Origin of the sequence: Aerosakkonema sp. BLCC-F183, from assembly GCF_041929145.1 — a bacterium.
In the GTDB taxonomy this organism is placed as follows: Bacteria; Cyanobacteriota; Cyanobacteriia; order Cyanobacteriales; family Aerosakkonemataceae; genus Aerosakkonema.
Genome location: NZ_JBHFNU010000055.1, coordinates 1 through 25,115 on the forward strand (window position 1 = coordinate 1; position 25,115 = coordinate 25,115).

Sequence of the window (25,115 nt, forward strand, 5' to 3'; positions counted from 1 at the left end):
TTTTGATTTGAACTTTGGGTATTTTGCTCGACCATCAAAATAGTTTTGATACGCACGACTTAGGTTGAGACTTACAGACTGCAAAACCTGTGAGTAGCATTCACTTAGCCATTCAGTTTCTTTATTTTTTTTGAGCGATGGTAATAAAGAGTTGAGTCCTGATTGAGACAAGCCTTTTCCAGTTTCCTTATAGGTTTCAATACATTTGTTCAACCCATAATTCCACCACCATCTGACACAGCCAAAATGCTGAGCAAGTATTTGCACTTGCTCATCGCTAGGGTACAGTCTGACTTTTACAGCTTGTCTTCTCATCTCAACTTCTCCAAATATCGACCTGTTACTAATATATTTTATTTGCAGTAATTTGTCAAGAAGTTGACCATTCCTCAAGCACCCCACTCCCCCATCAACCTAATGGTTGATTTTGGTCGGAGATGCTTTCGCCGTCGTCCGGCTTATATCCCCACCTAACATTCGTATAGGTGGGGATATAAGCCGATTTTGTTAAAAGATAACGGAATAGTAGACCGGATTACCTGGACAATATTGCGAGGTGGTTCTCCCCTACCGCCTCTTCCGGAACAGGGTCGATGGTATATAAATTTCCGGAAGTGGTGGTAGATAAGGACTTGGTACTGCCAACTTAACTCAGATGCGATCGCAATCACAAAATTTCCCAGTAGCCTGATGAGGTCGATCGTTGATATTCGGTTACCATCGGCTGCTGCAATTTGTCTAGACTACACTTATAATCGCGTCAGTGACCTTAAAACCTTTTATTTGTGATTGCAATCTATCCCGGCAGCTTCGATCCCATTACTCTCGGACACCTCGATGTCATACAGCGAGGGTCTAGGCTATTCGATCGAGTGGTCGTGGCAGTGCTACGCAATCCCAATAAAATGCCCATGTTTACTGTGCAAGAGCGGCTGGAACAGATTCGCTTATCCACGCAACACCTACCCAATGTGGAGGTAGACAGCTTTGACGGCCTGACCGTAAACTATGCCCAAATGCGGCAAGCCACTGTCATCATCCGGGGTCTGCGGGTGCTTTCTGACTTTGAAAAAGAGTTGCAGATGGCGCATACTAATAAGACCCTCTTAGATCGAATTGAGACAGTTTTTCTGGCTACCTCTACTGAATATGGTTTCTTAAGTAGTAGCGTGGTAAAAGAGATAGCAAGATTTGGCGGCTCTGTCGATCATCTTGTCCCCAAGCACGTTGCTTTAGATATTTACAAAAAATGTTACGCCAAGACTTACCCCGAATCAGCCCCGACAGCGACGAACCCAGAACCCAAGATGAACTGTCCCAGCGTGGAGAAACAGGCGTAGATATTCAGCGAGAACTCAACCGCCTAGAGGAAATGATTCTCGATAGTCCGCGCATCCCGCTAACTCGTCGCACCGTAATCGATGAAGAACAGTTACTGGAGCAATTGGATCTGATCAGATTGAATTTGCCTAATGCTTTTGAAGAAGCAGAAGCAATTATCCGCGAGAAGGAAGAGTTGCTTCTGCAAGCGGAACAGTACGCCCATAAAATGATTGAGGCCGCCGAGCAACGCGCTGCCCAGATTTTGGATGAAACGGGCATTGTCCGGCAGGCAAAACAGGAGGCGCAACAACTTTGGCAAATGGTTCAGCAGGAGTGCGAGGCTGCACAAGAACAAACTCTGGCTGAAATCGAGCGGATGCACCGAGAAGCTCAGCAGGAACTGGAGGAACTCCGCGCTAAAGCGATCGCAGAAGCCAATGCTATCCAAAACGGCGCTGATGATTACGCCGAAAAGATGCTCACCAACATCGAGCAGCATTTGAATGAAATGCTGCGTGTGGTACGCAACGGACGCCAGCAACTGCAACCTGGGGAATCTCCCTCGCCGACACAAAAAACGTCTCCCATTCCCCCATTTCCTCGCCAATCTTCCCAATTACCACCTAAGAAGTAAAAAGTCAAAAGTCAAAAGTCAAAAGTCAAAAGTCAAAAGTCAAAAGTCAAAAGTCAAAAGTCAAAAGTCAAAAGTCAAAAGTCACAATTTCTCCCTGCCCCCCTGCTCCCCTGCCCCCCTGCCCCCCTGCCCTAGCCCCTAGCCCCTAGCCCCTTCCCTTGATGAAGTTACTTTGTTTGAGCAACGGTCACGGCGAGGATGCGATCGCTGTCCGCATATTGCAGAGACTACAGCAGCATCCCAACGCCCCCAAATTAGCAGCCTTACCCATAGTTGGCGAGGGCCAAGCCTACACCGCTCTGGGAATTCCCATCATCGCTCCAACCCGGAAAATGCCCTCCGGTGGCTTTATATATATGGATGGCGGTCATTTCTGGCGAGATATCCGTAGTGGCTTGTTCCAACTGCTCTGGTGGCAGTTTAGGGCTGTGCAGGCTTGGAAACAACAGGGAGGATCTGTCTTGGCGGTCGGAGATATTGTCCCTTTATTGTTTGCCTGGTTGAGCGGATCTCCCTATGCTTTCGTCGGTACTGCTAAGTCAGAATATTATCTGCGGGATGAAACGGGCCCGCTGGTAAGAAAATCCCGTATGCAGCGCTGGGAAGGGTGGTCGGGATCTGTATATCTGCCTTGGGAAAGATGGCTGATGAGCCGGAAGCGTTGTAAGGCTGTGTTTCCACGGGATAAGCTGACGACAGAAACGCTGCTGAAATGGTCAATCCCAGCTTTCGATATGGGGAATCCGATGATGGATGACCTGGAATCTGAGACTGCAAAGGCGGCTTTTTATGCTGGAGATGCGGAGAAACAGGAACAGGAACGATCGCTCGTCATTACTCTTCTCCCAGGTTCTAGACCGCCGGAAGCTTACGCCAATTGGCAACAAATTTTACAAGCTGTCGCTGGGGTGATGGATGCTTTCGCTCGTAAAGGTGTGCTGTTTCTGGCCGCGATCTCACCGACACTCAGTTTAGATTCTTTGCGCGAAACTTTGGAAGCTCAAGGCTGGCGTTGGCAATCTCCCCAAGAAAGCGAATCTTCGTTGCCGATTTCTGACCCTACAGCATCGGTGTTTACCCAGTGCAAATGCACTCTCATTCTCACCCAACGAGCTTTTGCTGATTGCTTGCAACAAGGAGATTTTGCGATCGCGATGGCAGGAACCGCTACAGAACAATTTGTGGGTTTGGGTAAACCGGCGATCTCTATCCCAGGCAAAGGCCCACAATTTACGCCCGCCTTCGCAGAAGCGCAAACTAGGCTTTTGGGGCCATCTTTAATTTTGCTGGAACAGCCTCCCGAAGTAGCCAAAACGATACAGTTATTGCTGCGCGATCCCGATCGCTTACAAATGATTGCAGAAAACGGACCCCTTCGTATGGGTAAGCCTGGAGCCGCCCAGCGCATCGCCGATTGTCTGATGGAAAAATTGCTCGCTTAGGGCTAGGCTCTTGCGTCCGCTATAATTTTGGTGTATACTTCTTTATAATGGGAATATTTTCCAAAATAAAAAATATTAATATATTCCCATTATAAAACAATAATATCACAAACAGCCAAAAAAATCATCAAAAACCCTCCCCTTCATTAAAGATTAAATATTTTTTAATATTTCAGATGAGATTCCAGAAATAGACACAGATACAGGAATAGGAAAGCAAAAATCTTCCCATAGGTGCATCTGTATTGCGATTATATTAGACATCTCCGCCAAAAGAATCTCAAAGGGCAGGATGCCTACCCCACAAGAATTTTTGGTGATGTTTATTCGTCAATCTCTAGTAATTTGCCATAGCAATCTGAGCGAAGCAACTCCAGTGTAAACTATAGAATGAAGGGTGTGAAGAGGTATCGATTATTCTGACAGCAGCACAGACCTTAAAATCTTTCCTTGTTTGTTGCGATATAACAAGGATGTATCTACCTATTTTTCTAGTACGCCTCGACGAACGCACGGGTAATGTATTTATTTTAGCTGGTGAAGAAATCGAAGTAGTAATTGACCGTAATGGGGAGTTTGTGAAAAATGACGAAACCGAATTTTAAATCCATGTCCAAAAAAGAATTGCGTGCTTATGTGCTTGCTCATCGAGATGACGACGATGCTTTCTATGCTTACGCAGATAAAACATACGAAGAAAATGCGGCATTAAATGCAGCAGTTATTGAGTGGCTACAGCATCAGTATCCCCAGGTAGCGATCGTCAAAGTACCGGAAACATCTTCTAAGTTTATTATGACAGATTCAAACAATCATCAAAAGTTGATAAAAATTCAAAGTATGACAGCTTCATTGCCTACTCAAAAGCCGTTTATAGAACATTTAATTACCGATACAACTAAGGAAAAATCCCTGGAAAAAGTTAGCATAGTAACGATTTTTGTAAGTAAAAATGAAAGCAACGCTATTAATTTACAACGAGAAATAGAAGAGGTAAATTTTAGCGATCGCACCAACTCTGCCCAAATAGTTGGGTATCTAGAAGAATCAGGCAATTTTCGGAACATTTGAAGTTAGGCGATCGCTATGGTGAGTGTGAAGAATATAGGAGATAAACCAATGGAATCAGAATACAATCTTTCAAAAATGAAGAGAAGACCTAATCCTTTTGCAAAACAGTTGAAAAAACAAGTCACGATTTCTCTGGGGATTGATGTGATAGAATATTTTGAAATGATGGCTCAAGAACAAGGAATATCTTACCAGGAGCTAATTAATCTTTATTTGCAAGATTGTGTCACTTCTGGGCGTAAATTATCTGTCAATTAGCCTAAAGGAAAATATAGGCGATCCAATGCTAAACTGGGTAAGGAGGGAAATTTGAGTAGACCGGTAAGAGTCGATCGCTTTGTTGAGTAGGTCAGAGCGATACGCGCTACGCACAGGCTACGCCAACGCGATCGCACACTGATGCAAATCTCATCAAGTGCCTTTCTTTTCTCGGTATCCAGGCTAAAAGTGATAATTTTTTGGCTCACAGTCAACCCTAAAAAGTAAAAATATCATTATTTTAATTGAGGCTGTTTTGGATTTGGAGTGCTAGTGATGAAACAAATCAAAATAATTGTCGAAAAACATGAGGATGGCTACATCGCCTATCCCCTTGGCATCAAAGGTGTTGTAGTTGGACAAGGGGACACCTACGAAGAAGCTTTAGCTGATGTTAAATCTGCTATCCGCTGTCATATCGAGGCTTTTGGCAATTCAATTCTCTCTGAAGAATCTCCGGTCATCGAAGCTTTTGTTGCAGAAACAGAGGTAGCTATCTAATGGATAAATTTCCCGTAGATGTTCCCAAAGCTAAAGTTATTCGGACATTGGAATTACTTGGCTTTGTGATTCTTCGAGAACGAGAACATATTGTGATGGTGCGACAAAATCCTGATGGAACTAGCACCCCATTAACTATGCCGAATCATTCACAAATTAAAGGCTCAACACTTAGATCTATTTGTACCCAATCAGGTATCTCACGAGAGGAATTTTTAACGGCGTATGAGCAAAGTTAAAATGTGGTCTAGCTGCCTCAGAAAAGACGATCCAGTTTTTTATACACTTCATCATCATTGCGCTTGCCAACCAAAATTATCTCTACCAAGTCTTCATCGGCATTAAATCGATAAACGATCCGATATTCGCCACTATCTACCCGATAATAACCAGGATAACCAATTAATTCTTTGCTATCAGCAGGCAAAGGATCGACATTCAGCGCCAACACTTTTTTAGCAATTTGAGCGGCAATCTTCGGTTGCAAACCTTTGAGAAAATCAAGAACTGTTTGTAAACCATCAAGCTTCGCCATTAGCCAGTTGATTGAGTGTTTCTACAAAGGTTTTTGTACCTACCATCTGCGACTGACTTAGCGCCGCTTCTGCTGCTTTACCTAAAGCCATATCTTCTAATTTTGTCAGCCTTTCTATCAAGCGTTTATAAGTATCGAAAGACATAATTACATGGCTGGGTCGGGATTGCTTGGTGAGTAAAACTGGCTCAACAGCAGCTTGGTCAAAAACTTTCCCGTGTTGGTTACGGGCTTCTGTCAAAGTGTAATTACGCATAGAGACAGTTAATTTTGACTTTTTTGTACATTATGTCTATTATAAGTACGATCGCACGCATGAAAAGGAACTGGAATCGGTCATGCGATCGCACTCTTGACAAATTTAGTTCTAGGTGGTAGGATGTAAGAGTGGAAAAATGTGCGCTCATATATACGCCGCTTCAAAAAAGGAAATATCGATTAGCGCTAAAGCGCAACTACATACAAAGAAAAGATTGAGCGCGATCGCACGCATGAAAAGGAACTGGGATTTGGAATGCGATCGCATTTTGATTTTGCTCTGGAATCGGTCATACGATCGCACTCTTGACAAATTTAGTTCTAGGTGATAGGATGTAGGAGTGGGAAAATGTGCGCTCATATATACGCCGCTTCAGAATAGTAAATGAGATCCTTGGGAATCCCCCACTCACCCAATGGCATCCCGCCTTTCTCGCTTTGGGTAAATCTTTAGACGAATGTGCGAAAAAATATCGTGGTTTCTGTCAAAGATATAAACCCCAACCAAAAGCCAAAAAACCCGCCGCTTGGGGAAGTAAAATGTTACCCTTGCCGAAAATCAGATCGAGGAAATCTTCATCCGGTCAATTACCAATGCCGGAGATACGGTCATGGAGAGATAATATTATAGAAGAAGTAGCTCACCAATTTATCGCCGCCAATCGGTTTAATGTGGTGGGGATATAAGATTTTGGCGTCAATATCGGTTTTGGGGATATTTTTCGCGGTTTCGATAAACTAAAACATTATATTTGGTTTTGGATTTGTTTTGGTTCTTGGTTTTCAGTCGGTTAAAACCGACTTTCGTTATTAGACGGGGGTTTGAACCCCCGTCGAGTCAAGTACGTCGCAACATAATCTGTTGTTGGTTATAGATTCGCAAAAAAAAAGCTAAACCACTTGACAGCGTTAAAATTTTATGTTATGATGATTTCTATGAGGAAGAACTATCGTGTTGATGTGAAAAATAGAAATATTTCGATTATTTAAATAATACACCAAAAAGGGAAGTGAGTCAAGAAGCGATCGCGCTTTTTATCCGCAATATCTACAATCGAAGCCATTGACTCGATTTCTAATTTTTCACCTCCCGCACCTTCATTCAATTTACCGCAAAAATAGATTGTTTTTACCTATTCATCAATTATGTAGGTATGTTGTTGCACTCGCTAAAGAGCAACAACATACCCGATCTACAAAAGGCGACTCCCACAATTAGAACAGAACTTATCCCAATAACCAAAGACCAGTGACCAATGACTAATCCCTATTCATCTTCAGCAAAAATGAAACGATATAACTCGCTCGGATCGGGTTCGGGACTTTCTTCAGCAAACTTCACAGCATCATCAATTACAGCTTGAATCTTCTTGTCGATCGCCTTCAATTCATCCTCAGAAGCCAAATTTTTCTCAGTCAAATAAACCGCCAACTTCTTAATAGGATCGCGGGTAAACCAGAATTCCTTCTCCTCCTTAGCGCGAAGTTCATCAGGATCGGCCAGAGAGTGACCCCGGAAACGATAAGTAAGGGCTTCAATGACAGTTGGGCCTTCACCAGCACGAGCGCGAGCGATCGCTTCCTGTGCAACTTGTCGTACCGCCAACACATCCATCCCGTCAACTTCCACACCCGCCATACCGAAAGCAGCAGCTTTGGTATAAATTTCCGGAACAGAAGTTGCTCGCTCGTGAGCCATACCGATCGCCCACTTATTATTTTCCACCACATAGAGAATCGGCAGCTTCCACAGAGCCGCCATATTCAAGCACTCAAAAAACTGACCGTTATTAGCAGCACCATCTCCAAAAAAACAAGCCGTCACCTGGTCAGCACTGGCATCACCCATCATTTCTCGGCGATACTTAGATTGAAACGCCGCACCAGTCGCCACAGGAATGCCTTCCGCCACAAAAGCATAACCGCCCAATAAATTATGTTCCCCAGAGAACATGTGCATCGAACCGCCGCGACCTTTCGAGCAACCAGTCGCCTTACCGAACAATTCTGCCATCACCTCACGCGCAGGTACACCAGCACTCAAAGCGTGGACGTGATCGCGATAAGTGCTGGAAACAAAATCGCGATCTTGGCGTAAAGATTTGATCACACCAGTAGACACAGCTTCTTGACCGTTGTACAAGTGAACAAAACCAAACATTTTGCCCCGATAGTACATTTCGGCGCACTTATCCTCAAACAAGCGCCCCAAAACCATATCCTCGTAAAGCCGCAGTCCTTCTTCCTTAGTTATTTGTACTTGTGAAGAGTCAAAAACAGGTGCAGTTCGTTCCATAACCATTAACTTGTTGTATCCTCGCAGCAAGAACCAAATTTATCATTGTCTCAGTATCCGGGTCGATCGCGATCGAAAGTGTATTCTGGAAGCTAATTGCCTTTCCAGAAGCAGTTAACCAGCTCGGCTATTATGCCCCGTCGCACTCCTAGACTGAAACAGAACTGACAAACCAAAGTTCTGTACTAGAATAAAAGCGGTTGAAATTCCCACCCGACTGGCTGACAGCATTCGTGTCGCAGTTCTTCTGAGTAACTAGCAGCGCGAATCGGGGAAAAAAAGATTCCCTCTCCAAATTTGGGAAAACCTCCACCGGAATCCTTACAAATAAATAGGTTTTCGGTCTTGGGAACCCTGGCTGCTGTCAGGATCGCACTTTCAAGTGTGATGACGCTTAAGGGGGGATGATTTCCAGTCAAACCTGTGGAAGCTGAATCAGACTGTCACCGTGTTGGGCACAAACTTGTCAAAGGGTAATCGGGAAAATATTTCCCAACGCATTTGCCAAGGGAAAACAGGGCGTGGTAGTACGTCCGGTGAGGGTAACGCCTTACAAAATGGTTGGTAAGACAAGTGGTATATTTGTCGATAAAACCTGTAACTATTCGATAACATAAGCTAATTTAGTAGTTCGCCGCTAGGGTTAGAGGCTCGTGCGTATTCCACTGGACTATTACCGGATTTTGGGTGTGCCGATACAGGCTTCTGCGGAACAATTGCAGCAAGCTTATGGCGATCGCATCCAGCAAATGCCAAGACGCGAATATTCGGAGATGGCGATCGCTGCCCGCAAACAACTGCTGGACGAAGCCTACGCCGTCCTCCGCGATCCAGAAGAGCGTCGGGCTTACGATGCTAGTTTCCTCGCCAACACCTACACTCCTGGCGGATTTAATCCGCCATCGGCCACTGCCACAGACTCGTCGGTAAAAAGTATTTCATTAGAACAACAGGCAGAGCCACCACTAACGGCTTCATCTGTCTCTACGGTTGGGAGCCCTTACCCCGCTCCTACTATTGAAATTGAAGAAGACGAATTCATCGGTGCCCTACTCATTTTGCAAGAGTTGGGAGAATACGAACTGGTATTGAAGCTGGGCCGCTCCTATCTCAACAATGGCTACGTCGAACTCGAAAAAAGCCGATTTGGAGACCCCAAAATCATCGGACAGGATATAGTCTTAACCTTCGCCCTAGCTTGTTTGGAATTGGGCCGAGAACAATGGCAGCAACGTCGATACGAAGATGCAGCCAACACTCTCAACGAAGGTCAAGAATTGCTGTTGCGCCACGGCGTATTTGCGCTAGTGCGGGGAGAAATCCAAGCCGACCTCTACAAACTGCGGCCCTATCGAGTGTTAGAGTTATTGGGGCTGCCGGAAGAAAAAATACAACCGCGACGCCAAGGATTGCTGTTATTGCGAGAAATGCTGCAAGAAAGAGGCGGCATGGATGGCACAGGCGACGATCGATCCGGACTGAGCGTTGATGACTTTCTTCGCTTTATCCAGCAACTGCGTCCCTATCTTACTTCAGCCGAGCAGCAGACTCTGTTTGAAGAAGAAGCCCGTCGTCCCTCCGCTGTAGCTACTTATCTGGCAGTTTATGCCCTATTGGCACGCGGGTTCATGCAGCGACAACCAACCCTGATCCGGCGAGCCAAGCTAATGCTGATGCGTCTGGGCAAGCGCCAGGACGTGCATCTGGAACAAGCTGTTTGTGCGCTACTGCTGGGACAAACTCAAGAAGCTTCTCATGCCCTGGAATTTTCTGGAGAATACGAATCGTTAGCCTTCATTCGGGAACATTCTCAAGGGTCTCCGGATTTGTTGCCAGGACTTTGTTTGTACAGCGAACGCTGGTTGCAAACAGAAGTTTTTCCGCATTTCCGCGACTTGGCGAAGGAAAAGGTGTCCCTGAAGGATTACTTCGCTGACGAGCAGTTGCAAACTAGCCTGGAAGCACTGCCCGCTACAGATGCAACGGAGTGGGAAGTGATGGGATCTTCTCGACCGTCGCCGACATCAACAGCTGGCTCACCCAATTTTGAGGATACCCCGACAGATGGGGGTATAGAATCGCAAAACGAAACTGTCTGGGGTCTACAAAGCCAGATCCAGCGAACTAAAGATATCATCGCATCAAAATCGGTTCAAGAATCGGCAGCTAATTTGAATGGAATTCCTCGCCCTACGCCGATTGCAGAACGATCGAACCTGAAAGCATCCCATCCGACTACTTTACAAAATACTACTTCCAGCAGCGTTCAAACCTTGCCAGAAGCTGAGCGGGTCGAGCCGAAAGTGACGGAACGCAACTCTACTTCTTTACCAGAGATGCAGTCATACGCAGCAACGACTGTTCCGGGTCGTGCTTCGACGCGCCAAGCTGTTTCTGAGTCGGCGGCAAACGACCCAGGCGAATCTCCGGTGGGAGTCAGGGAGTTTGCCAGTCCAGGCTATCCTCCCAGACAAAGTTCAGGAACGAAGCGAACTACACGCGGGAATCGCTGGTCTAAGTTAAATCTGCGGAATTTGTTTTTCTGGCAAAACAGCAGTTCTCAGTCAGCTGCCGGCAAGTCGGCAGCTGGTAAACAGATACCGCTAAAGTGGTTGCTTGCTGGTGTGCTGGGGTTTGGAGTGTTTGTGCTTTTCATTGTTTGGGCTCGCAACACCATTTTCTCACAACAGCCACAGCCAGCACCGCAGCCTGTGGTGCAAGTTGAGCCGTCGCCTTCACCTACTCCCACAAATGATGCTTCTTTGCTAAACCAACCTGGCCCTGTGACAAAAGAAGTTGCCCAACAAGCGATCGAAACTTGGTTATCGACGAAAACAAAAGCTTTCGGGCCAGACCATCAAGTCGATCGGTTAAAGGAAATTTTAGCCAATCCAGCTTTGTCTCGATCGCAAACCTTGGGGGAAACGCTGAGGAGACAAAACAGGCATCGAGAGTATAAGCACAACCTTGATGTTGATTCGATCGACATCCGTCAGCTCGATCCCAACAAAGCCAGAGTGGAAGCACAAGTGAGCGAATCAGCACAATACTTTCAGGGTAACAAACTCAATCGCAGCGAATCCTACGATTCTAACCTGCGCGTCCGTTATGAGTTAGTACGCCAAAACGGTCAGTGGCGCATACGTGATATGCGGGTCTTGCCATAACGCTTCCGAATTATTTAGGTGAAAGGGGAAAGGGAAAAGGTTTTTTCTCTTTCCCCTTTCGCTTTTATACCAAATCCGGCTTAGCTACCCCCTTTTTGCAGGGCTAATTCATGTTCGCGGAAGAAAATTATTTTAGGTTGGTGGGGTGTAGAAAAATCGTCAAACTTTCTTGCCCCCCTGCCCCCCTGCCCCCCCGCTCCCCTGCCCATCAATTTTCTTTGACGACAACGAATTAGCCCTGCCCCTTTTTGGGCCTCAATGTTACTCCAACTCCTACTCTAGGCTTCCATCAGATCGCCTTTCTCCCTTTCCCCCAACCATAACGGGGGTAATTGAAGCCGATTTGGTATAGCAACCGCCCGTGTTAGGACATTCTTAATTCCTGAAACCCTTGATTCGACGCCATTCTTCCCCTAGTCCCGACGCCCTAGCTATATTAGCCCTTCCCAGCCTCCGCCTGCCTCTCCCAGGCTCTTAGAACCAAATGTCAAGAAACCATGACATAATTAGCAGTCCCAGATCCGGTTAATGTCAAGAAACCATGACATAATTGCACCAGGTTCCCTATAAATGCGTAAAAGTACTCATAATCGCTAGCGAAACCACTTGACCTTCTGTGTAAATTTTCTGCAACATATTCATAACCAAGCGATCCCCCACGATCCCAAAACAAAGCTAATGCCGAGTCTGTGACTCAAATGGTGTTACTTATAGGCAGTCTCGAATGAAAAAGTGTTTCCCTGAAAGTTGTGTATTTGCAGAACTTTCAAATAAAACAAAGGCAGATATAGCCGCAGATAAAAATCGATAGAAAAACCACCAGGAGGATCGAGATTTCCTAGCTTGCTGTGTTTGGACTGGGAACAAGTGAAAAAGGTCAGGAGCCACATTAGAGTCGTTCAAACTACTGGAGACCACAACATATGGCAAAAGAACGCCCACCTTTAGAAGAAATGACTTTGCGGCAACTGCGAAAAGTTGCCAGCGAATACGGCATTTCTCGCTACAGCAGAATGCGTAAAGAGCAACTGTTAGCGTCGATTTTGGAAGCGCAAAGAGTTAGAGGTAACAACGAACAAACTCGTACATTGGAGGCACAAGAAGCAGTGGAAGCAGCAAAATTTGAACTCGGTCAGGAAGACAGCTTTGCTGATACTCTGTCATCTGTGGATGAGGGGTTAGCCGATCTCCCAGGTGGTTATGGAGAATGCCGCATTGTTTTGATGCCTCGCGATCCGCAATGGGCTTACGCCTACTGGGATATTCCAAATGAAGACAAAGAAGAACTACGTCGCCAAGGGGGACAGCAAATTGCCTTGCGGCTTTACGATGTCACCGATATCAATTTGGACTACCAAAGTCCGCACAGCATTCAAGAATATCCCAGCGATGAGTTGGCGCGGGAATGGTATCTGCCCATACCCGTGAGCGATCGCGACTACGTAGTCGATATCGGCTACCGAACTGCTGATGGCCGCTGGCTCCTCTTGGCTCGTTCGGCTGCTGTACATATGCCCCCTATCTATCCCAGCAATTGGATAGAAGAGAAATTCATTACCGTTTCTTGGGAAGAAGACCTACGAGGCAAGCAGTTCTTGGAGCTAGTTCCTCCTGGCAAGCGAATGGTAGAAGTTGCCAGCAAAGAAAAGATTTTTGATTTGCCTAAAGAAGCTGAAGCTCAACCGGTTGCTGGTTCTGTATTCGGCTCCATACAGCAAGTACCTGGCTCCGTACCCCCAGTAAGCTCATACGGGGTAAGTTCCTATGGGGTAAGTTCCTACAGTGTCAGTTCCTACGCCCCAGCAGTTAGTTCCTATAGCGTTAGTTCCTACGCCCCAGCAATCAGTTCCTACAGCGTCAGTTCCTACGCCCCAGCAATCAGTTCCTACAGCGTTAGTTCCTACGGTGTTAGTTCCTATCTACCGTCCGTCAGTTCCTACGGTGTAAGTTCATACGGACAGGGGCTGAGTTCTTACGGGGTTAGCTCTTCCGTTGCGGGAATCAGTTCCTACGGTGTTAGTTCCTATGTACCGTCCGTCAGTTCCTACGGTGTAAGTTCATACGAACAAGCGCTGAGTTCTTACGGGGTTAGCTCTTTCGTTGCGGGAATCAGTTCCTACGGTGTTAGTTCCTATGTACCGTCTGTTAGTTCTTACGGTGTTAGTTCTTATGTACCGTCTGTTAGTTCTTACGGTTTGAGTTCATACGAACAAGCGCTGAGTTCTTACGCTGTCAGTTCTTACGTTCCGGCGGTGAGTTCTTACGGTTTGAGTTCATACGAACAAGCGCTGAGTTCTTACGCTGTCAGTTCCTATGTTCCGGCGGTGAGTTCTTACGGCGTCAGTTCCTACGTTCCGGCGGTGAGTTCTTACGGTTTGAGTTCATACGAACAAGCGCTGAGTTCTTACGCTGTCAGTTCTTATGTTCCGGCGGTGAGTTCTTACGGCGTCAGTTCTTACATTCCGGCGGTGAGTTCTTACGGTTTGAGTTCATACGAACAAGCGCTGAGTTCTTACGCTGTCAGTTCCTATGTTCCGGCGGTGAGTTCTTACGGCGTCAGTTCTTACGGTTTGAGTTCATACGAACAAGCGCTGAGTTCTTACGCTGTCAGTTCCTACGTTCCGGCGGTAAGTTCGTATGCAGTCAGTTCTTACGGTTTGAGTTCATACGAACAGGCGCTGAGTTCTTACGCGCTGAGTTCCTACGTTCCGGCTGTCAGTTCTTACGCTGTCAGTTCCTATGTTCCGGCGGTGAGTTCTTACGCTGTCAGTTCTTACGGTTTGAGTTCATACGAACAGGCGCTGAGTTCTTACGCGCTGAGTTCCTACGTTCCGGCTGTCAGTTCTTACGGTTTGAGTTCATACGAACAGGCGCTGAGTTCTTACGCACTGAGTTCCTATGTACCGACAGTCAGTTCGTATGCTGTGAGTTCGTATGCTGTGAGTTCTTACGCTGTGAGCTCTTACGAACAGGCTGTGAGTTCCTATGCGCTGAGCTCTTACGTTCCGGCTGTGAGTTCCTATGCGGTTAGTTCCTATGTACCGGCAGTCAGTTCGTATGCTGTCAGTTCTTACGGTGTGAGCTCTTACGAACAAGCTGTGAGTTCCTACGCTCTGAGCTCTTACGTCATACCCTCTGGGGTGGGAATGTGGGCGCTTCCTACTGAGTCTGGTATCGGTATGTCGGGTATCGGCTTTGCGGCTTCTATGCCTCCCATCCGTCCTCGCCAGTTCTGGTTAATTGCCGATGCGGAGCTGATTGTTTATGGGGCAACTGAGCCGGATGCTACAGTAACGATCGGCGGACGTCCGATTAAGCTGAATCCAGATGGTACTTTCCGCTTCCAGATATCTTTCCAAGATGGTTTGGTAGACTATCCGATTATGGCGGTGGCGGCTGATGGAGAACAAATGCGATCGATTCACATGAAGTTCACTCGCGAGACGCCAACTCGGAATACCAATACGAAGGAAGAAGCTGTTCTAGAATGGATTGGCGCTTAGCAAGTTGCAAGTTATCAGTTTTAAGTTGACTTGTGACTAAAAGATAAATATCTCCCCCGGCTGAAGTCGGGGGCTTATTTTCTGAGGAAATATGACACCAGAAGAGATTGCCCTGTCACTAGAAGAACTGTTTGGGCCGGCTGTTCGAGCTATCCCACCCGGTTCGTGGCAGGTGGAGACGCCAAATTATCGACTGTTGGTTTTACTTTCAGACGATTTATCGTGGCTGCGAATTCTCATCCCGATCGCATCTGCTCAAGAAGCTGAGCCTTTTCTGGAACAGTTACTGGAAGCGAACTTCGATCGAACTCAGGAAGCCCGTTACGCTCTGATGCAAGGGGTTCTGTGGGGTGTATTTCAGCACAGCTGTTCGAGTTTGGTACAAAGCGATTTTTCCACTGCTTGCGCCCGACTCTTGTCCCTACACGAACGGGGTTTCTCTGATTGTTTCAATAATCTGGTTGAAAATCGCGTCCGTCAAATTATTAAAGCTGCGAAGTTGCAAGGACAATCTCTGGAAGCAACTATGCAAACTTTGGAGCGCTTCTACCAAGAAGGTTTGATGGGCGATATGGAACAAGGGGCTGCATCTCGCGAGGAGACGATCGCTGCTTGGCGATATCAGCTGGAACGTTTGTGGCCGGAAGTACAGCCGTAACTCGTTCTAGTTGCTGATATCGCAGTTGGGGCAAGCGCTGGATGGCGATCGAACTCCAGGCTGTTATGCTAAATTCATGTCTTATCCGGTGCAAATGAAAAGCGATCGGCTAAGCTTTACTATCTATTAAAGTAAAGAAATTTAATATGCCAGCCTTCCTTCCCAGCTTAAAACAAAACGGTCATTTAGAGCGAATTCATATTACAGTCTGTATTGTTGGCTCTCGTAAAATCGAAGGACGAGATGACTATGGCTCTCAAGGATGGGACATTTTTGCACCCAATCTCAGTATTTATGGATTTGATGCCGATCCAGAAGCTTGCGAACAAGCTAACGCGGATATTGAAGCTCGACAAGTAAATTGGACAGAAAAACATATTCCGTTAGCTCTTTGGAATTGTGAAGGAAGTTTTCCGATTTATGTTACCAACTTTCCTGGGTGCAGCTCTTTATATCCCCCTAATGAATCTTACTTAGAGCGTTTCCAATCACAAAATTTAGATTGGCATAAGTTAGTTGCCACAGTGGAAATAGAAACGACTACTTTAGACAATTTTTGTGCAACAGAAGGAATTAATGAAATTGATTTCCTCCAACTAGACGTGCAGGGAGCAGAAAAGCAGGTTTTAGAAGGAGGAATTAAAATTTTAGAAAAAAGTATTATTTCCTTGAAAACAGAAGTAGAATTTAATTATTTGTACGTCGGTCAACCACTTTTTAGTGACATAGATATCTATCTAAGGGATAAAGGGTTTAGGCTTTTTGATTTGTCTTTAGAAGGACGTGCTGTTCGTAAAGATTCCCTGATTTCTTCATCTATACATCCGGGAACGCTATTTGTGGGAAATGCTTTTTACTTCCGGGATTTAGTTCAAGGTAATGTGGCAAATAACCCGAACACCCCTGAAAAGATGTTCAAATTGGCTTGTATTGCCGATATGTTGGAATTTACTGACTATGCTTTGGAAATATTGGCATATTTGACTCGTAATTATGGAAATGATGAAAATTATAATTTTGCCAGAGAAATTGTTGAAAGTTTATCTCAAATTCCCCCATTAATAGAAAAGGGATTAGATGCGCTACCTATTATTGTTGAAATGAAGAATTACCTTACGTAAATGAACATTATTGAAATTCTAAAAGAAGACTACCAAAGATTCCCCGCCGACCGAGCTTACAGCATCTATGCGGAGGATACTCTCCTGCCTTGGAGACCTCGAATTGCCATTTTTGGTTGGAGCGAACTAAAGCTTAACACTGATGGGTTGATTGCAAGGTTCGGCTTGTCGCGAAGAAACGCTGGCTGCTTGGCGATATCAGCTAGAATGTTTGTGGCCGCAAGTACAGCCTTGATATCCTGTGCCGTTTTCCAAATCCCAAGGTTGCGATCGCGCTGATGGGGGTATGCTATATTCATATCTTGCTACCTGCCGCAAGCGATCGCAATCTACTCAAAATTTATTATTGATAAAGTAACGAGTTTTAATATGTCAGTCTTTCTTCCCAGTTTAAAAAAAAGCGGTCATTTAGATCGAATTCACATGACCTTATGTATTGTCGGTTCGCGTAAGCTGGAAAACCAAGATGATTATGGTACTCAAGGTTGGAATATTTTTGCACCTAATCTAACTATCTACGGATTTGACGCCGATCCAGAAGCTTGCGACCATGCTAACGCCGATGTGGAAGCTAGACAAATAAATTGGGTTGAAAAGCATATTCCTCTGGCTCTTTGGAATTGTGAGGGTACTTTTCCTCTGTATGTTACTAATTTTACCGGATGCAGTTCTTTATATCCTCCTAATGAATCTTATGTAGAGAGATTCAGTGGATATTTAGATTTGTTCAAATTAATTACCACCGTAGAAATAGATACCACGACTTTAGATAGTTTTTGTGCGTCGGAAGGAATTGAGGAAATTGATTTTATACACCTTGATGTGCAGGGGGCAGAACTTCAGGTTTTACAAGGAGCTTCTAGCGTTTTAGAACGCAGTGTTTTAGCTATTGTGACTGAAGTAAACTTTACCGAATTATATATAAATCAACCCCTATTTAGCGATGTAGATGTATATTTGAGAAAGCAAGGATTTACTCTGGGCGATTTGACGATTACGACTGGAAGAGGTTGCCGGACAATCTCACCAATTATTTATAAATTACATCCTGGATTTTTATTGTGGGCGGATGCGTTTTACTTTCGCGACCCGATTAGAAAAGATTTGTTTAACAACATAAGTACACCCGATCGAATTTTGAAATTGGCTTGCATTGCTGATGTGTTGAATTTTCCCGATTATGCTTTGGAATTATTGGCTTATTTGACTCGTAATTATGGGGATGACAAAAATTATAATTTTGCCAAAAATATTATTGATACCCTATCCATAATACCAGAAGCGATACAACAGGGATTAGATTCCCTACCGATTATTACCGAAATGAGGAATTACATAAATTAAATGGACATAATTGAAATCCTCAAAGAGGACTACCAAAGATTCCCGTTTGACCAAACTTACAGCATCTACGCTGAAGATGTTTACTTTGAAGACCCGCTCAACAAGTTTCGCGGTCTCGATCGCTACAAGCAGACGATCGCTTTTATCCGCACCTGGTTTGTTGACCCCAAACTCGATTTACACGATATTCGCCGCCTGGATGATGTCATCGAAACTCGCTGGACGTTAAGTTGGAATACACCGCTACCGTGGAAACCCCGCATCGCTATTTCAGGTCGGAGCGAGTTGCGACTTAACGCCGAGGGGTCGATCGTTTCTCACATCGATTACTGGAACTGTTCCCGCCTGGATGTTCTCAAGCAGCACCTATTTCCATTAAAGACTCGTTGACACTCCCCTAGCGTAAAATAGGGTATACCCTACCCTATTTAATTTCCTTTGTGTCCTTACCGTTTGGTTCTATTTTTGTTGCCATTGACGGTGAGGAATTTCTAACTTACGGAGTAGGACGTTTTACCTGTTTCCTCGTCGTGTAAGCGGTTAGCAACCTCTTACAAATGTATCAAAAGCCGTCCTAGAAGTACAGGTTTTAAACCCAAATTTTCGATAAAGTAAATAAATGTAAAGAATTCTCAGGCAGGACATAATATGCGTTTAATACTCATGACCGGCAAAGGCGGAGTTGGCAAAACCTCCGTTGCTGCGGCTACAGGACTGCGTTGCGCCGAACTCGGTTATAAAACCTTGGTTCTCAGTACCGACCCGGCTCACTCTTTAGCAGATAGTTTTGATTTGGAACTCGGACACGAAGCGCGACTGGTGCGACCGAAGTTGTGGGGTGCGGAACTGGATGCTTTGGTGGAACTGGAACAGAATTGGGGCGCAGTCAAGCGCTACATCACCCAGGTTTTGCAAGCGCGGGGACTGGAAGGGGTGCAGGCTGAAGAATTGGCGATTTTACCGGGGATGGATGAAATTTTTGGCTTGGTACGTATGAAGCGCCACTATGATGAGGGTGAGTATGATGTGCTGATTATTGATTCGGCTCCCACGGGTACAGCGCTGCGGTTGCTGAGCTTACCGGAAGTCAGCGGCTGGTATATGCGGCGGTTCTACAAGCCGTTACAAGGTATTTCGGTGGCGCTCAGACCTTTGGTCGAACCGATTTTTAGGCCGATCGCGGGTTTTTCTTTGCCTGATAAGGAAGTAATGGACGCTCCTTATGAATTTTACGAACAAATAGAAGCTTTGGAAAAGGTATTAACGGATAATTCCCAAACATCGGTGCGTTTGGTCACAAATCCCGAAAAAATGGTGATTAAAGAGTCTTTACGCGCTCATGCTTATTTGAGTTTGTACAATGTTGCCACAGATTTGGTAGTTGCAAATCGAATTATTCCACCGCAAGTTACCGACCCATTCTTCCAACGTTGGAAGGAAAACCAACAGCAATACCGCCAGGAAATTCACGATAATTTTCTCCCGCTACCGGTGAAGGAAGTGCCGCTATTTTCGGAAGAAATGTGCGGGTTACCAGCGTTGGAACGTTTGAAAGAAACGCTTTATGCTGGGGAAGACCCGACGCAAGTTTATTATCGGGAAACTACAGTTAGAGTGGTACAAGATAAAAATCAGTACACTTTGGAATTGTACTTGCCTGGTATTGCTAAAGACCAAATTCAACTAACTAAAACTGGTGATGAATTAAATGTCCGCATTGGCAATCATCGGCGCAATTTGGTGTTGCCTCAAGCTTTGGCGACCTTGCAACCCTCTGGTGCGAAGATGGAGGAAGATTATCTTAAGATTCGTTTTGGTGAAGCTGTAAAAGTTTAGCAGTTGAACGGGCTAATTTTTCGCCACCACAGAAACCCGTTTTCACTCTGATTTAGCGGGTTTCTGTATGGTTTTTGGGTTAGTTTTTGGCTTGGGGTTTTCTACTTAGTAATATCAAATCCGGGCCTGCTACCTTCTTTTCTCTTTCCCTTTTGCCCCTTTCTCTCTTCCCATCAGGAAAGACACTGAGGCAAAAAAAGAGAGTAGCTAACCCGAAAGTGCTAGAATCTGCCCTGTCGGGTTGTTTATAAAAATTTATATAATTGCATTGACTATTGAGACTTACTAATCTGGTATATTGCTAAGTTAGCTTAGGCAGAATTCAACTTAGGTTAAGCATTGGCTACCAAAATCGCTGGCAGCGTTGAAAAGAGATAATGGTGGGCATTGCAAACTCGAAATTATCTAGGGTTTATTTATGCCGGCTTACCTAATTGTTGTTTTGTAATCTTAGACAAATTTAACAATTATGTCAAAGGATCTAGTTTCAGGGAATGACTGGTACGTTGTAGCCACAGTAACAGAATTGTTAAGCCAGCAGATGGTGACAAAACATTTGTTAGGTGAAGATTTGGTTATTTGGTGCAATGGTGGCGATCGCTTTATGGCATGGTCAAATTATTGCCCTCACCGAGGCGTTCGCTTATCAATGGGACAAATAAGCGGAGAAAGCTTGGTTTGTCCTTATCATGGATTAGTGTTTAACTGCGCTGGTGAATGCGTGCAGATTCCCAGTGATAGCAAACAGAAACCACCAGGCAGAATGCGAGTACAAACTTATCAATGTGCTGTTCGTTATGGCTTGGTTTGGGTTTGTTTGGGGGCGAGACAGGGTGAGGAAACTGAGCATCAGATTCCGCCGTTTCCGGAATGGGATGACCCCAGTTATCGCAAAGTTCTTTGGGGGCCTCGTTTATATCGAGCTAGCGGTCTGCGGGTGATCGAAAATTTTCTAGATCCAGGCCATGCGATGTTTGTCCATGATGGAATTTTAGGCGATCGTGCCCATCCAGAAGTATCAAATTACACAGTAGAAATTGATTCCGATGGCATCTCCATCCGAAATGCACAACTATGGCAACCAAATCCGGAGGGGACAAATAGCTCTGGTTTTGTGACTTACAACTATCGAGTTTGGCGTCCTTTGACTTTATCTTTGTTCAAAGAAACCGTTGTGGGCAAGTTGACTTTGTTCATTACCATTACCCCATTTGCTGAAGATGAATGCTTGGTGTGGGTTTGGCTTGCCATGAATTACGGATATGAGCTATCGGAGGAGGAGTTACTCGCTTTTCAGGATCTGGTAGGCAAACAAGATATTGATATGATCGAGTCCCAGCGTCCTAGCCGTTTACCCTTGGACTTGCGTGCAGAAGTGCATTTGCGGAACGATCGCGCTTCGATTGCGTATCGTAAATGGTTAAAACAGCTTGGTGTTACCTTTGGTACGATTTAATCACCGAACGGGGTGAGGAAAATCAGCTAAACTAAGCATTCCGCATTCAGCAATCAGCGATCGGTGAGGTAGATAAGCAGAAACTTGTATTGAGATTCAAAAGCTTCCCGTCGATCGCCGATCGCTGAATGCTTACTTCTGTGAGGGTTTGGCTTCGCTTATTTGGAAAAAGTCGAGAATTGTTTTGGCAATACCTTTTGATGCGAGGTAGGGAACGCCGTTCCCGATGGTTTTAAACATATTGGTAAGTGACATATTTGATGGCAGAACGAAGTTTTTCGGCAAAGATTGAATCGCAAGTGCTTCAGCTACTGTAAGTCGGCGAAGTTTATATGGATGTAAGTGTACTTCGTTATTTCCGTAGCAAGCTGTTGGCGAGTAGCGCCATCGATGAAGACGCTTGTAAGATTTTTTGGAATCATCTCCTTCATCAACGGAAGCAAATCTTTTCAGACCGGCTTTGGGTTTAAAATAATGTTGTGCGTTGGAATGATTGAGGACATCGTTTTTTCCGAACCAGTATTCTGCTGTTAGCTGTTGTGGTATACCATCAGGACAAGGTAATAGAAAGTCTTCCCTAAATGGCGCAGTGGAAGGCCAAGGATACGCGAAAGCTTGCTGTCTGGGATACAAAATATGTTTTGTCCAAGGAAAAGCTGTTTCGGGAAGTAGCTTTTGGTTATAATTAACTTTAATACCGATATTTTTGATGAAGTTGGTATGGAAACCGATGAGGATAATTCTGTCTCTATCCTGGGGGACGCCGTATTCGATCGCATTAATTAGACGCTCTACTAATAGATATCCAAATTGATTAAGTCGATCCTTAAGATTTTCAAAAAAAATACGGTGTTTTTTGGTTCTCCACAGTCCTTTGACATTCTCAAATAAAAAGAAATCCGGTTTTTGTTGACAAATCAATTCAACATAAGCGGCAGAAAGCTTACCGTTATCTCCTTCCGCACCTTTGTTTTTACCGCCTACTGAAAAATCAGGACAGGGAGGGCCACCGATAAAACCAATAATATCATTACTTTTGCGTGCATCCTCAATTAGTTGCTGAAGTCTTCGCGCTTGTTCTCCTTCGGTTAGTTCAGTCACATCTGCTTGTTCTCCCTCATGGTATCCGTATGCTGGTGAAGGTAGGTTAAGACACTGCCTAGAATAACGGTATGCTTGCATAAAAGGTAGAGAAATTTCGTTGACATAAACTATGTCAAAACCGTTCAATTCAAAACCGAGATCGAGAAAACCGGAACCGGAGAAAAAGGAGAATATTTTGGGGCGATCGATCATTTAATTAGCTGTAAAGTGATGGAGTAATTGTAGCGTTATGATGGGAAGTAATGAAAGCGTATTGTTGACCTTTTCTCTTCCTCAATTAGCTGGACGAATCGAAAATTCAACAATCCATTTTAGTTGGGACTTATCTCCTGCTATATATGCAGAAATGGCTTCTGCAACATCGGATGCTCTGTTAAGAGGTACAACGTAATCAAAAACTTTTGCCATAACCTTTAAGGTTTCCGCTGTCCAGGGGCCGTCAACCACTATAACCGCAAGCATATCCTGATTTTTACCTTTCCAATTAATAGCTGAAAACATTTTATCTTTGGCGTAGAGCGATGCGTGCCTTGAAGATGATTTTCTCACCTCTATAAAAGCTTTCGGTGTTATCTCGTCTGGGATCGCGAAATCGGCTCGGAAGTTATAAATAACACCTTCCAAATAGCTGTATTCAGACTCTAGCTTATACGGCACATTAGCATCATCAAGAGCGTTGGCAACAATGCTTTCAAGAAGAATTCTGCCTACCAAGTCGCGAACAATGCCTTCGAGAGTTGGTTCAATACTCTGCAAAATCTGTCCGCGATTCATATTTTGCCCTGGCTTGAATTGATTCAACAAAGCGGACATTTTTCTAGCTGCTGATTCTGAAATTGCATTGTCTGAAACATTGCCAATCCGTTTCTTTAGTTCTGCCTTACTAGAAATATTGGCAAGACGCTGAAGAATCGGCAGCATATAGGGATGAGATTGAATATAACCAAAGTCAAATTCTAAAAATCCTTTGGTTGCTTGTTCGAGTTCGTTTAACAGATTTACAACTCGGTTTCGTAGCTGGATGTATACACCTTTAGTAATCGCAGATTCTACATCAAAAGGTACAGCCTGTCGGCGTCGCCATTCCTGTACAACTTGTTCTGCACTACTAGAACCCGGATCGATCGCGCTGTCGATACCGCTAAGAACAACCAGTTTTTGGGCAAATTCCTGAACGTGTTCTGGCAGTATATTTGCTAAACCGCTAGTTTTGCGAGTTAAATCCAGGTAAACTTGCACGTAATCTTTCATGGCTTCTTTGGCAATGCCATAAAGTGTGCCTGTGCTTGCTTCTTCTAACCTGTTTTCTTTTACTTCCGCACTTAAATCAAATTCTTCTGGCATAAATGTGAAACTCCCCAAGACCTTTTTCTGTACCCTGTCGTTTTTCGAGAAGCCAGCGGCTACCTCTAGTTCGCAGAGTTTCGATGTTGAAAACCTGAAATCCATTTTCCTGCATAAGTTGTGCCAATAGTTTATCAGTTTGTATATGAACTCCATAAAGAGCCGCATCTGCTACAACAAAATGGACGGGGCTTTGAGGTCGAAGTACCCTTTTTAATTCACGGATAACTGACTGCATTTGTGCAAAATAAGGATATATTAACAAGTAATAATCTTTTTTCCCCTTTCTTAGCTGCTTTTGTTGCTTTAGGGCCTCAACAAGTGGTTGTATTTCAGCGTGAAAACATTCAGATAAAGATTCCGAGAATAAATTTTGGTTGCGTTTTAAGTCAGTGGGAGCAGTAGTTGTATTAACAATAAGTCGGCGTCGCACTCGTTCTGTAATTTCTTTCCATGAACTAGCGTAACGCCAGAAATAAAGCTGCATTCGTGTCATTTCTGCAAAATCGAAATTGTTTAAATAAGGTGGAGATGTAATGCAGATAGAAACGCTTTCATTTGCCAATGGCAGCATTTTTTCGGCACTCATTAAATGTAATTTCGCTTGGGAATTGAAACTATTTCGTGTAACATCTAGATCGTCTTTAATTTGAGCGCAAACTTTCGTGACAGCATCGTGATATGGTAGAGATGATTTTTGTGTAGTAGGAGCTTTATATATCCCATCGGTTTGGGAATGTGCTGTTAGTTCAAGCACGCGAGACAAAATTAAACGATATAGCGATCGCTCATCTGGCGAAATCCGATTTTCGGCAAGAACAGCTGATGCTAAAGTGCGAAGTTCTGACTCTGGAATCAGTTTTTCTAGGAAAGTTAAAGCAGAGGTCGCCCAAATATTTTTCAGTTCTCGATCGTATGGGTGGAGAGATTGGCAGAAATTCTCGATCGCTTTTACTTGCTGTCCGTGTTTTGGTGGGAATATTTTAGCTAATGAAATATCATAAAAAAAAGGGTGAGCTTCAAATCCAACCGAACAGACACCCTCCAAATTTGCTTGCACAAGCGTTGTTGATAAACCTGCGAAAGGATCTATTATAATTTCGTCTGCTTTTAATTCCGCATTTTGAATGCACTTGCTGACAAACTCTGGAGAGAATCCCGCGATGAAGTTATACCATTTATGGATATGATGGCGGTTAGTTGTGAGGTTAGTAGGTAGTTTTTCTGTGGGTAGCGTATCTTCAAATAAGCTGAGTTGTTTCAT

26 protein-coding genes and 1 pseudogene are annotated in these 25,115 nt (G+C 44.6%); 19 read left to right on the forward strand and 8 right to left on the reverse strand.

Annotated elements, in window-relative coordinates; genetic code table 11:
• The coding region (locus tag ACE1CD_RS16315; RefSeq protein WP_374825520.1) for an RNA-guided endonuclease InsQ/TnpB family protein at positions 1 to 315 on the reverse strand (315 nt) is incomplete at its 3' end.
• 470 nt (positions 316 to 785) lie between these two features.
• Here ACE1CD_RS16315 and coaD point away from each other — a divergent pair.
• The 6 genes from coaD to ACE1CD_RS16345 all read left to right on the forward strand — a co-directional run bounded on the left by coaD (position 786) and on the right by ACE1CD_RS16345 (position 4,728).
• Positions 786 to 1,340 carry a pantetheine-phosphate adenylyltransferase gene (gene coaD / locus ACE1CD_RS16320; RefSeq protein ID WP_374793963.1) on the forward strand — a complete coding sequence of 185 codons (555 nt, stop codon included), beginning with the start codon at positions 786 to 788 and terminating at the stop codon, positions 1,338 to 1,340.
• Positions 1,250 to 1,957, forward strand: a complete 708-nt coding sequence (locus tag ACE1CD_RS16325; RefSeq protein ID WP_374793964.1) for a DivIVA domain-containing protein — start codon at positions 1,250 to 1,252, stop codon at positions 1,955 to 1,957. Before coaD ends, ACE1CD_RS16325 begins: the two co-directional genes overlap by 91 nt.
• Positions 1,958 to 2,118: 161 nt before the next feature.
• Positions 2,119 to 3,399 (forward strand): lipid-A-disaccharide synthase-related protein, encoded by a 1,281-nt coding sequence (locus tag ACE1CD_RS16330; RefSeq protein ID WP_374794060.1) that lies wholly within the window; start codon positions 2,119 to 2,121, stop codon positions 3,397 to 3,399.
• 419 nt (positions 3,400 to 3,818) lie between these two features.
• Positions 3,819 to 4,004: a hypothetical protein gene (locus ACE1CD_RS16335; protein WP_374825587.1), complete on the forward strand. Its 186-nt coding sequence runs from the start codon at positions 3,819 to 3,821 to the stop codon at positions 4,002 to 4,004.
• On the forward strand, positions 3,985 to 4,470 hold the full coding sequence (locus ACE1CD_RS16340) for a hypothetical protein (RefSeq protein ID WP_374825522.1): 486 nt from the start codon (positions 3,985 to 3,987) through the stop codon (positions 4,468 to 4,470). The genes ACE1CD_RS16335 and ACE1CD_RS16340 overlap by 20 nt, the downstream gene beginning before the upstream one ends.
• 48 nt (positions 4,471 to 4,518) lie before the next feature.
• Entirely contained in the window at positions 4,519 to 4,728 is a 210-nt protein-coding gene (locus tag ACE1CD_RS16345; RefSeq protein ID WP_374825524.1) for a CopG family antitoxin, read from the forward strand.
• Here ACE1CD_RS16345 and ACE1CD_RS16350 read toward each other — a convergent pair.
• Positions 4,725 to 4,937 (reverse strand): hypothetical protein, encoded by a 213-nt coding sequence (locus ACE1CD_RS16350; protein ID WP_374825526.1) that lies wholly within the window; start codon positions 4,935 to 4,937, stop codon positions 4,725 to 4,727. The two genes, ACE1CD_RS16345 and ACE1CD_RS16350, sit on opposite strands and share 4 nt — an antisense overlap.
• Positions 4,938 to 5,004: 67 nt before the next feature.
• Here ACE1CD_RS16350 and ACE1CD_RS16355 point away from each other — a divergent pair, with 67 nt between their 5' ends.
• Complete coding sequence (locus ACE1CD_RS16355; RefSeq protein ID WP_374793970.1) at positions 5,005 to 5,229, forward strand: type II toxin-antitoxin system HicB family antitoxin; 225 nt, start codon at positions 5,005 to 5,007, stop codon at positions 5,227 to 5,229.
• Positions 5,229 to 5,468 (forward strand): type II toxin-antitoxin system HicA family toxin, encoded by a 240-nt coding sequence (locus ACE1CD_RS16360; RefSeq protein WP_374825528.1) that lies wholly within the window; start codon positions 5,229 to 5,231, stop codon positions 5,466 to 5,468. Before ACE1CD_RS16355 ends, ACE1CD_RS16360 begins: the two co-directional genes overlap by 1 nt.
• A 17-nt stretch (positions 5,469 to 5,485) precedes the next feature.
• Here the strand turns inward: ACE1CD_RS16360 and ACE1CD_RS16365 are convergent, their stop codons facing one another.
• Positions 5,486 to 5,764: a type II toxin-antitoxin system RelE/ParE family toxin gene (locus ACE1CD_RS16365; protein WP_374793972.1), complete on the reverse strand. Its 279-nt coding sequence runs from the start codon at positions 5,762 to 5,764 to the stop codon at positions 5,486 to 5,488.
• Entirely contained in the window at positions 5,751 to 6,020 is a 270-nt protein-coding gene (locus ACE1CD_RS16370) for a type II toxin-antitoxin system Phd/YefM family antitoxin (RefSeq protein ID WP_374825530.1), read from the reverse strand. The genes ACE1CD_RS16365 and ACE1CD_RS16370 overlap by 14 nt, the downstream gene beginning before the upstream one ends.
• 139 nt (positions 6,021 to 6,159) lie before the next feature.
• On the opposite strand from ACE1CD_RS16370, the gene ACE1CD_RS16375 reads away from it, so the two are divergent.
• Both ACE1CD_RS16375 and ACE1CD_RS16380 read left to right on the forward strand, forming a co-directional pair.
• Positions 6,160 to 6,351 carry a hypothetical protein gene (locus tag ACE1CD_RS16375; RefSeq protein ID WP_374825532.1) on the forward strand — a complete coding sequence of 64 codons (192 nt, stop codon included), beginning with the start codon at positions 6,160 to 6,162 and terminating at the stop codon, positions 6,349 to 6,351.
• Between the two features lie 22 nt (positions 6,352 to 6,373).
• Complete coding sequence (locus ACE1CD_RS16380; protein WP_374793975.1) at positions 6,374 to 6,709, forward strand: hypothetical protein; 336 nt, start codon at positions 6,374 to 6,376, stop codon at positions 6,707 to 6,709.
• Between the two features lie 580 nt (positions 6,710 to 7,289).
• Here the strand turns inward: ACE1CD_RS16380 and pdhA are convergent.
• A complete protein-coding gene (gene pdhA, locus ACE1CD_RS16385; RefSeq protein ID WP_374825534.1) occupies positions 7,290 to 8,324 on the reverse strand; it encodes a pyruvate dehydrogenase (acetyl-transferring) E1 component subunit alpha in 1,035 nt (344 codons plus the stop codon).
• A gap of 647 nt (positions 8,325 to 8,971) precedes the next feature.
• Between pdhA and ACE1CD_RS16390 the strand changes: the two genes are divergently transcribed.
• The 9 genes and pseudogenes from ACE1CD_RS16390 to ACE1CD_RS16430 all read left to right on the forward strand — a co-directional run bounded on the left by ACE1CD_RS16390 (position 8,972) and on the right by ACE1CD_RS16430 (position 21,403).
• Positions 8,972 to 11,485 carry an IMS domain-containing protein gene (locus ACE1CD_RS16390; protein WP_374825536.1) on the forward strand — a complete coding sequence of 838 codons (2,514 nt, stop codon included), beginning with the start codon at positions 8,972 to 8,974 and terminating at the stop codon, positions 11,483 to 11,485.
• A gap of 923 nt (positions 11,486 to 12,408) precedes the next feature.
• Positions 12,409 to 13,251: pseudogene (locus ACE1CD_RS16395) on the forward strand (DUF4912 domain-containing protein); the annotation flags it as partial.
• Between the two features lie 1,828 nt (positions 13,252 to 15,079).
• Positions 15,080 to 15,646 carry a hypothetical protein gene (locus ACE1CD_RS16400; protein WP_374793979.1) on the forward strand — a complete coding sequence of 189 codons (567 nt, stop codon included), beginning with the start codon at positions 15,080 to 15,082 and terminating at the stop codon, positions 15,644 to 15,646.
• Positions 15,647 to 15,792: 146 nt separating this feature from the next.
• Entirely contained in the window at positions 15,793 to 16,767 is a 975-nt protein-coding gene (locus tag ACE1CD_RS16405; RefSeq protein ID WP_374825538.1) for an FkbM family methyltransferase, read from the forward strand.
• On the forward strand, positions 16,768 to 17,046 hold the full coding sequence (locus tag ACE1CD_RS16410; protein ID WP_374825540.1) for a hypothetical protein: 279 nt from the start codon (positions 16,768 to 16,770) through the stop codon (positions 17,044 to 17,046). It begins immediately after the preceding gene.
• 90 nt (positions 17,047 to 17,136) lie between these two features.
• Positions 17,137 to 18,111, forward strand: coding sequence for an FkbM family methyltransferase (locus tag ACE1CD_RS16415; RefSeq protein WP_374825541.1), 975 nt, complete (start codon positions 17,137 to 17,139; stop codon positions 18,109 to 18,111).
• Entirely contained in the window at positions 18,112 to 18,501 is a 390-nt protein-coding gene (locus tag ACE1CD_RS16420) for a DUF2358 domain-containing protein (protein WP_374793983.1), read from the forward strand.
• A 258-nt stretch (positions 18,502 to 18,759) separates the two neighbouring features.
• The gene (locus tag ACE1CD_RS16425) at positions 18,760 to 19,947 is read left to right on the forward strand and encodes a TRC40/GET3/ArsA family transport-energizing ATPase (protein WP_374825543.1); all 1,188 of its coding nucleotides are present in this window, start codon (positions 18,760 to 18,762) and stop codon (positions 19,945 to 19,947) included.
• A gap of 469 nt (positions 19,948 to 20,416) precedes the next feature.
• Positions 20,417 to 21,403, forward strand: coding sequence for a Rieske 2Fe-2S domain-containing protein (locus ACE1CD_RS16430; RefSeq protein WP_374825545.1), 987 nt, complete (start codon positions 20,417 to 20,419; stop codon positions 21,401 to 21,403).
• A gap of 132 nt (positions 21,404 to 21,535) precedes the next feature.
• Here ACE1CD_RS16430 and ACE1CD_RS16435 read toward each other — a convergent pair whose 3' ends face one another.
• The 3 genes from ACE1CD_RS16435 to ACE1CD_RS16445 form a co-directional block, all read right to left on the reverse strand.
• Positions 21,536 to 22,699 carry a DNA cytosine methyltransferase gene (locus tag ACE1CD_RS16435; RefSeq protein ID WP_374793986.1) on the reverse strand — a complete coding sequence of 388 codons (1,164 nt, stop codon included), beginning with the start codon at positions 22,697 to 22,699 and terminating at the stop codon, positions 21,536 to 21,538.
• A gap of 81 nt (positions 22,700 to 22,780) precedes the next feature.
• The gene (locus ACE1CD_RS16440) at positions 22,781 to 23,851 is read right to left on the reverse strand and encodes a hypothetical protein (RefSeq protein ID WP_374825547.1); all 1,071 of its coding nucleotides are present in this window, start codon (positions 23,849 to 23,851) and stop codon (positions 22,781 to 22,783) included.
• Positions 23,835 to 25,115: a DNA methyltransferase gene (locus ACE1CD_RS16445; RefSeq protein WP_374793988.1), complete on the reverse strand. Its 1,281-nt coding sequence runs from the start codon at positions 25,113 to 25,115 to the stop codon at positions 23,835 to 23,837. Before ACE1CD_RS16445 ends, ACE1CD_RS16440 begins: the two co-directional genes overlap by 17 nt.

Bases quoted from the DNA above. Each gene is read 5' to 3' on its own strand.
- ACE1CD_RS16370 (WP_374825530.1), bottom strand. From the start codon at position 6,020: ATGCGTAATTACACTTTGACAGAAGCCCGTAACCAACACGGGAAAGTT.
- ACE1CD_RS16340 (WP_374825522.1), top strand. From the start codon at position 3,985: ATGACGAAACCGAATTTTAAATCCATGTCCAAAAAAGAATTGCGTGCT.
- ACE1CD_RS16410 (WP_374825540.1), top strand. From the start codon at position 16,768: ATGAACATTATTGAAATTCTAAAAGAAGACTACCAAAGATTCCCCGCC.
- ACE1CD_RS16420 (WP_374793983.1), top strand. From the start codon at position 18,112: ATGGACATAATTGAAATCCTCAAAGAGGACTACCAAAGATTCCCGTTT.
- ACE1CD_RS16400 (WP_374793979.1), top strand. From the start codon at position 15,080: ATGACACCAGAAGAGATTGCCCTGTCACTAGAAGAACTGTTTGGGCCG.
- ACE1CD_RS16425 (WP_374825543.1), top strand. From the start codon at position 18,760: ATGCGTTTAATACTCATGACCGGCAAAGGCGGAGTTGGCAAAACCTCC.
- ACE1CD_RS16415 (WP_374825541.1), top strand. From the start codon at position 17,137: ATGTCAGTCTTTCTTCCCAGTTTAAAAAAAAGCGGTCATTTAGATCGA.
- ACE1CD_RS16325 (WP_374793964.1), top strand. From the start codon at position 1,250: ATGTTACGCCAAGACTTACCCCGAATCAGCCCCGACAGCGACGAACCC.
- ACE1CD_RS16440 (WP_374825547.1), bottom strand. From the start codon at position 23,851: ATGCCAGAAGAATTTGATTTAAGTGCGGAAGTAAAAGAAAACAGGTTA.
- ACE1CD_RS16330 (WP_374794060.1), top strand. From the start codon at position 2,119: ATGAAGTTACTTTGTTTGAGCAACGGTCACGGCGAGGATGCGATCGCT.
- ACE1CD_RS16365 (WP_374793972.1), bottom strand. From the start codon at position 5,764: ATGGCGAAGCTTGATGGTTTACAAACAGTTCTTGATTTTCTCAAAGGT.
- ACE1CD_RS16445 (WP_374793988.1), bottom strand. From the start codon at position 25,115: ATGAAACAACTCAGCTTATTTGAAGATACGCTACCCACAGAAAAACTA.
- ACE1CD_RS16360 (WP_374825528.1), top strand. From the start codon at position 5,229: ATGGATAAATTTCCCGTAGATGTTCCCAAAGCTAAAGTTATTCGGACA.
- pdhA (WP_374825534.1), bottom strand. From the start codon at position 8,324: ATGGTTATGGAACGAACTGCACCTGTTTTTGACTCTTCACAAGTACAA.
- ACE1CD_RS16375 (WP_374825532.1), top strand. From the start codon at position 6,160: ATGTGCGCTCATATATACGCCGCTTCAAAAAAGGAAATATCGATTAGC.
- ACE1CD_RS16345 (WP_374825524.1), top strand. From the start codon at position 4,519: ATGGAATCAGAATACAATCTTTCAAAAATGAAGAGAAGACCTAATCCT.
- ACE1CD_RS16435 (WP_374793986.1), bottom strand. From the start codon at position 22,699: ATGATCGATCGCCCCAAAATATTCTCCTTTTTCTCCGGTTCCGGTTTT.
- ACE1CD_RS16430 (WP_374825545.1), top strand. From the start codon at position 20,417: ATGTCAAAGGATCTAGTTTCAGGGAATGACTGGTACGTTGTAGCCACA.
- ACE1CD_RS16355 (WP_374793970.1), top strand. From the start codon at position 5,005: ATGAAACAAATCAAAATAATTGTCGAAAAACATGAGGATGGCTACATC.
- ACE1CD_RS16405 (WP_374825538.1), top strand. From the start codon at position 15,793: ATGCCAGCCTTCCTTCCCAGCTTAAAACAAAACGGTCATTTAGAGCGA.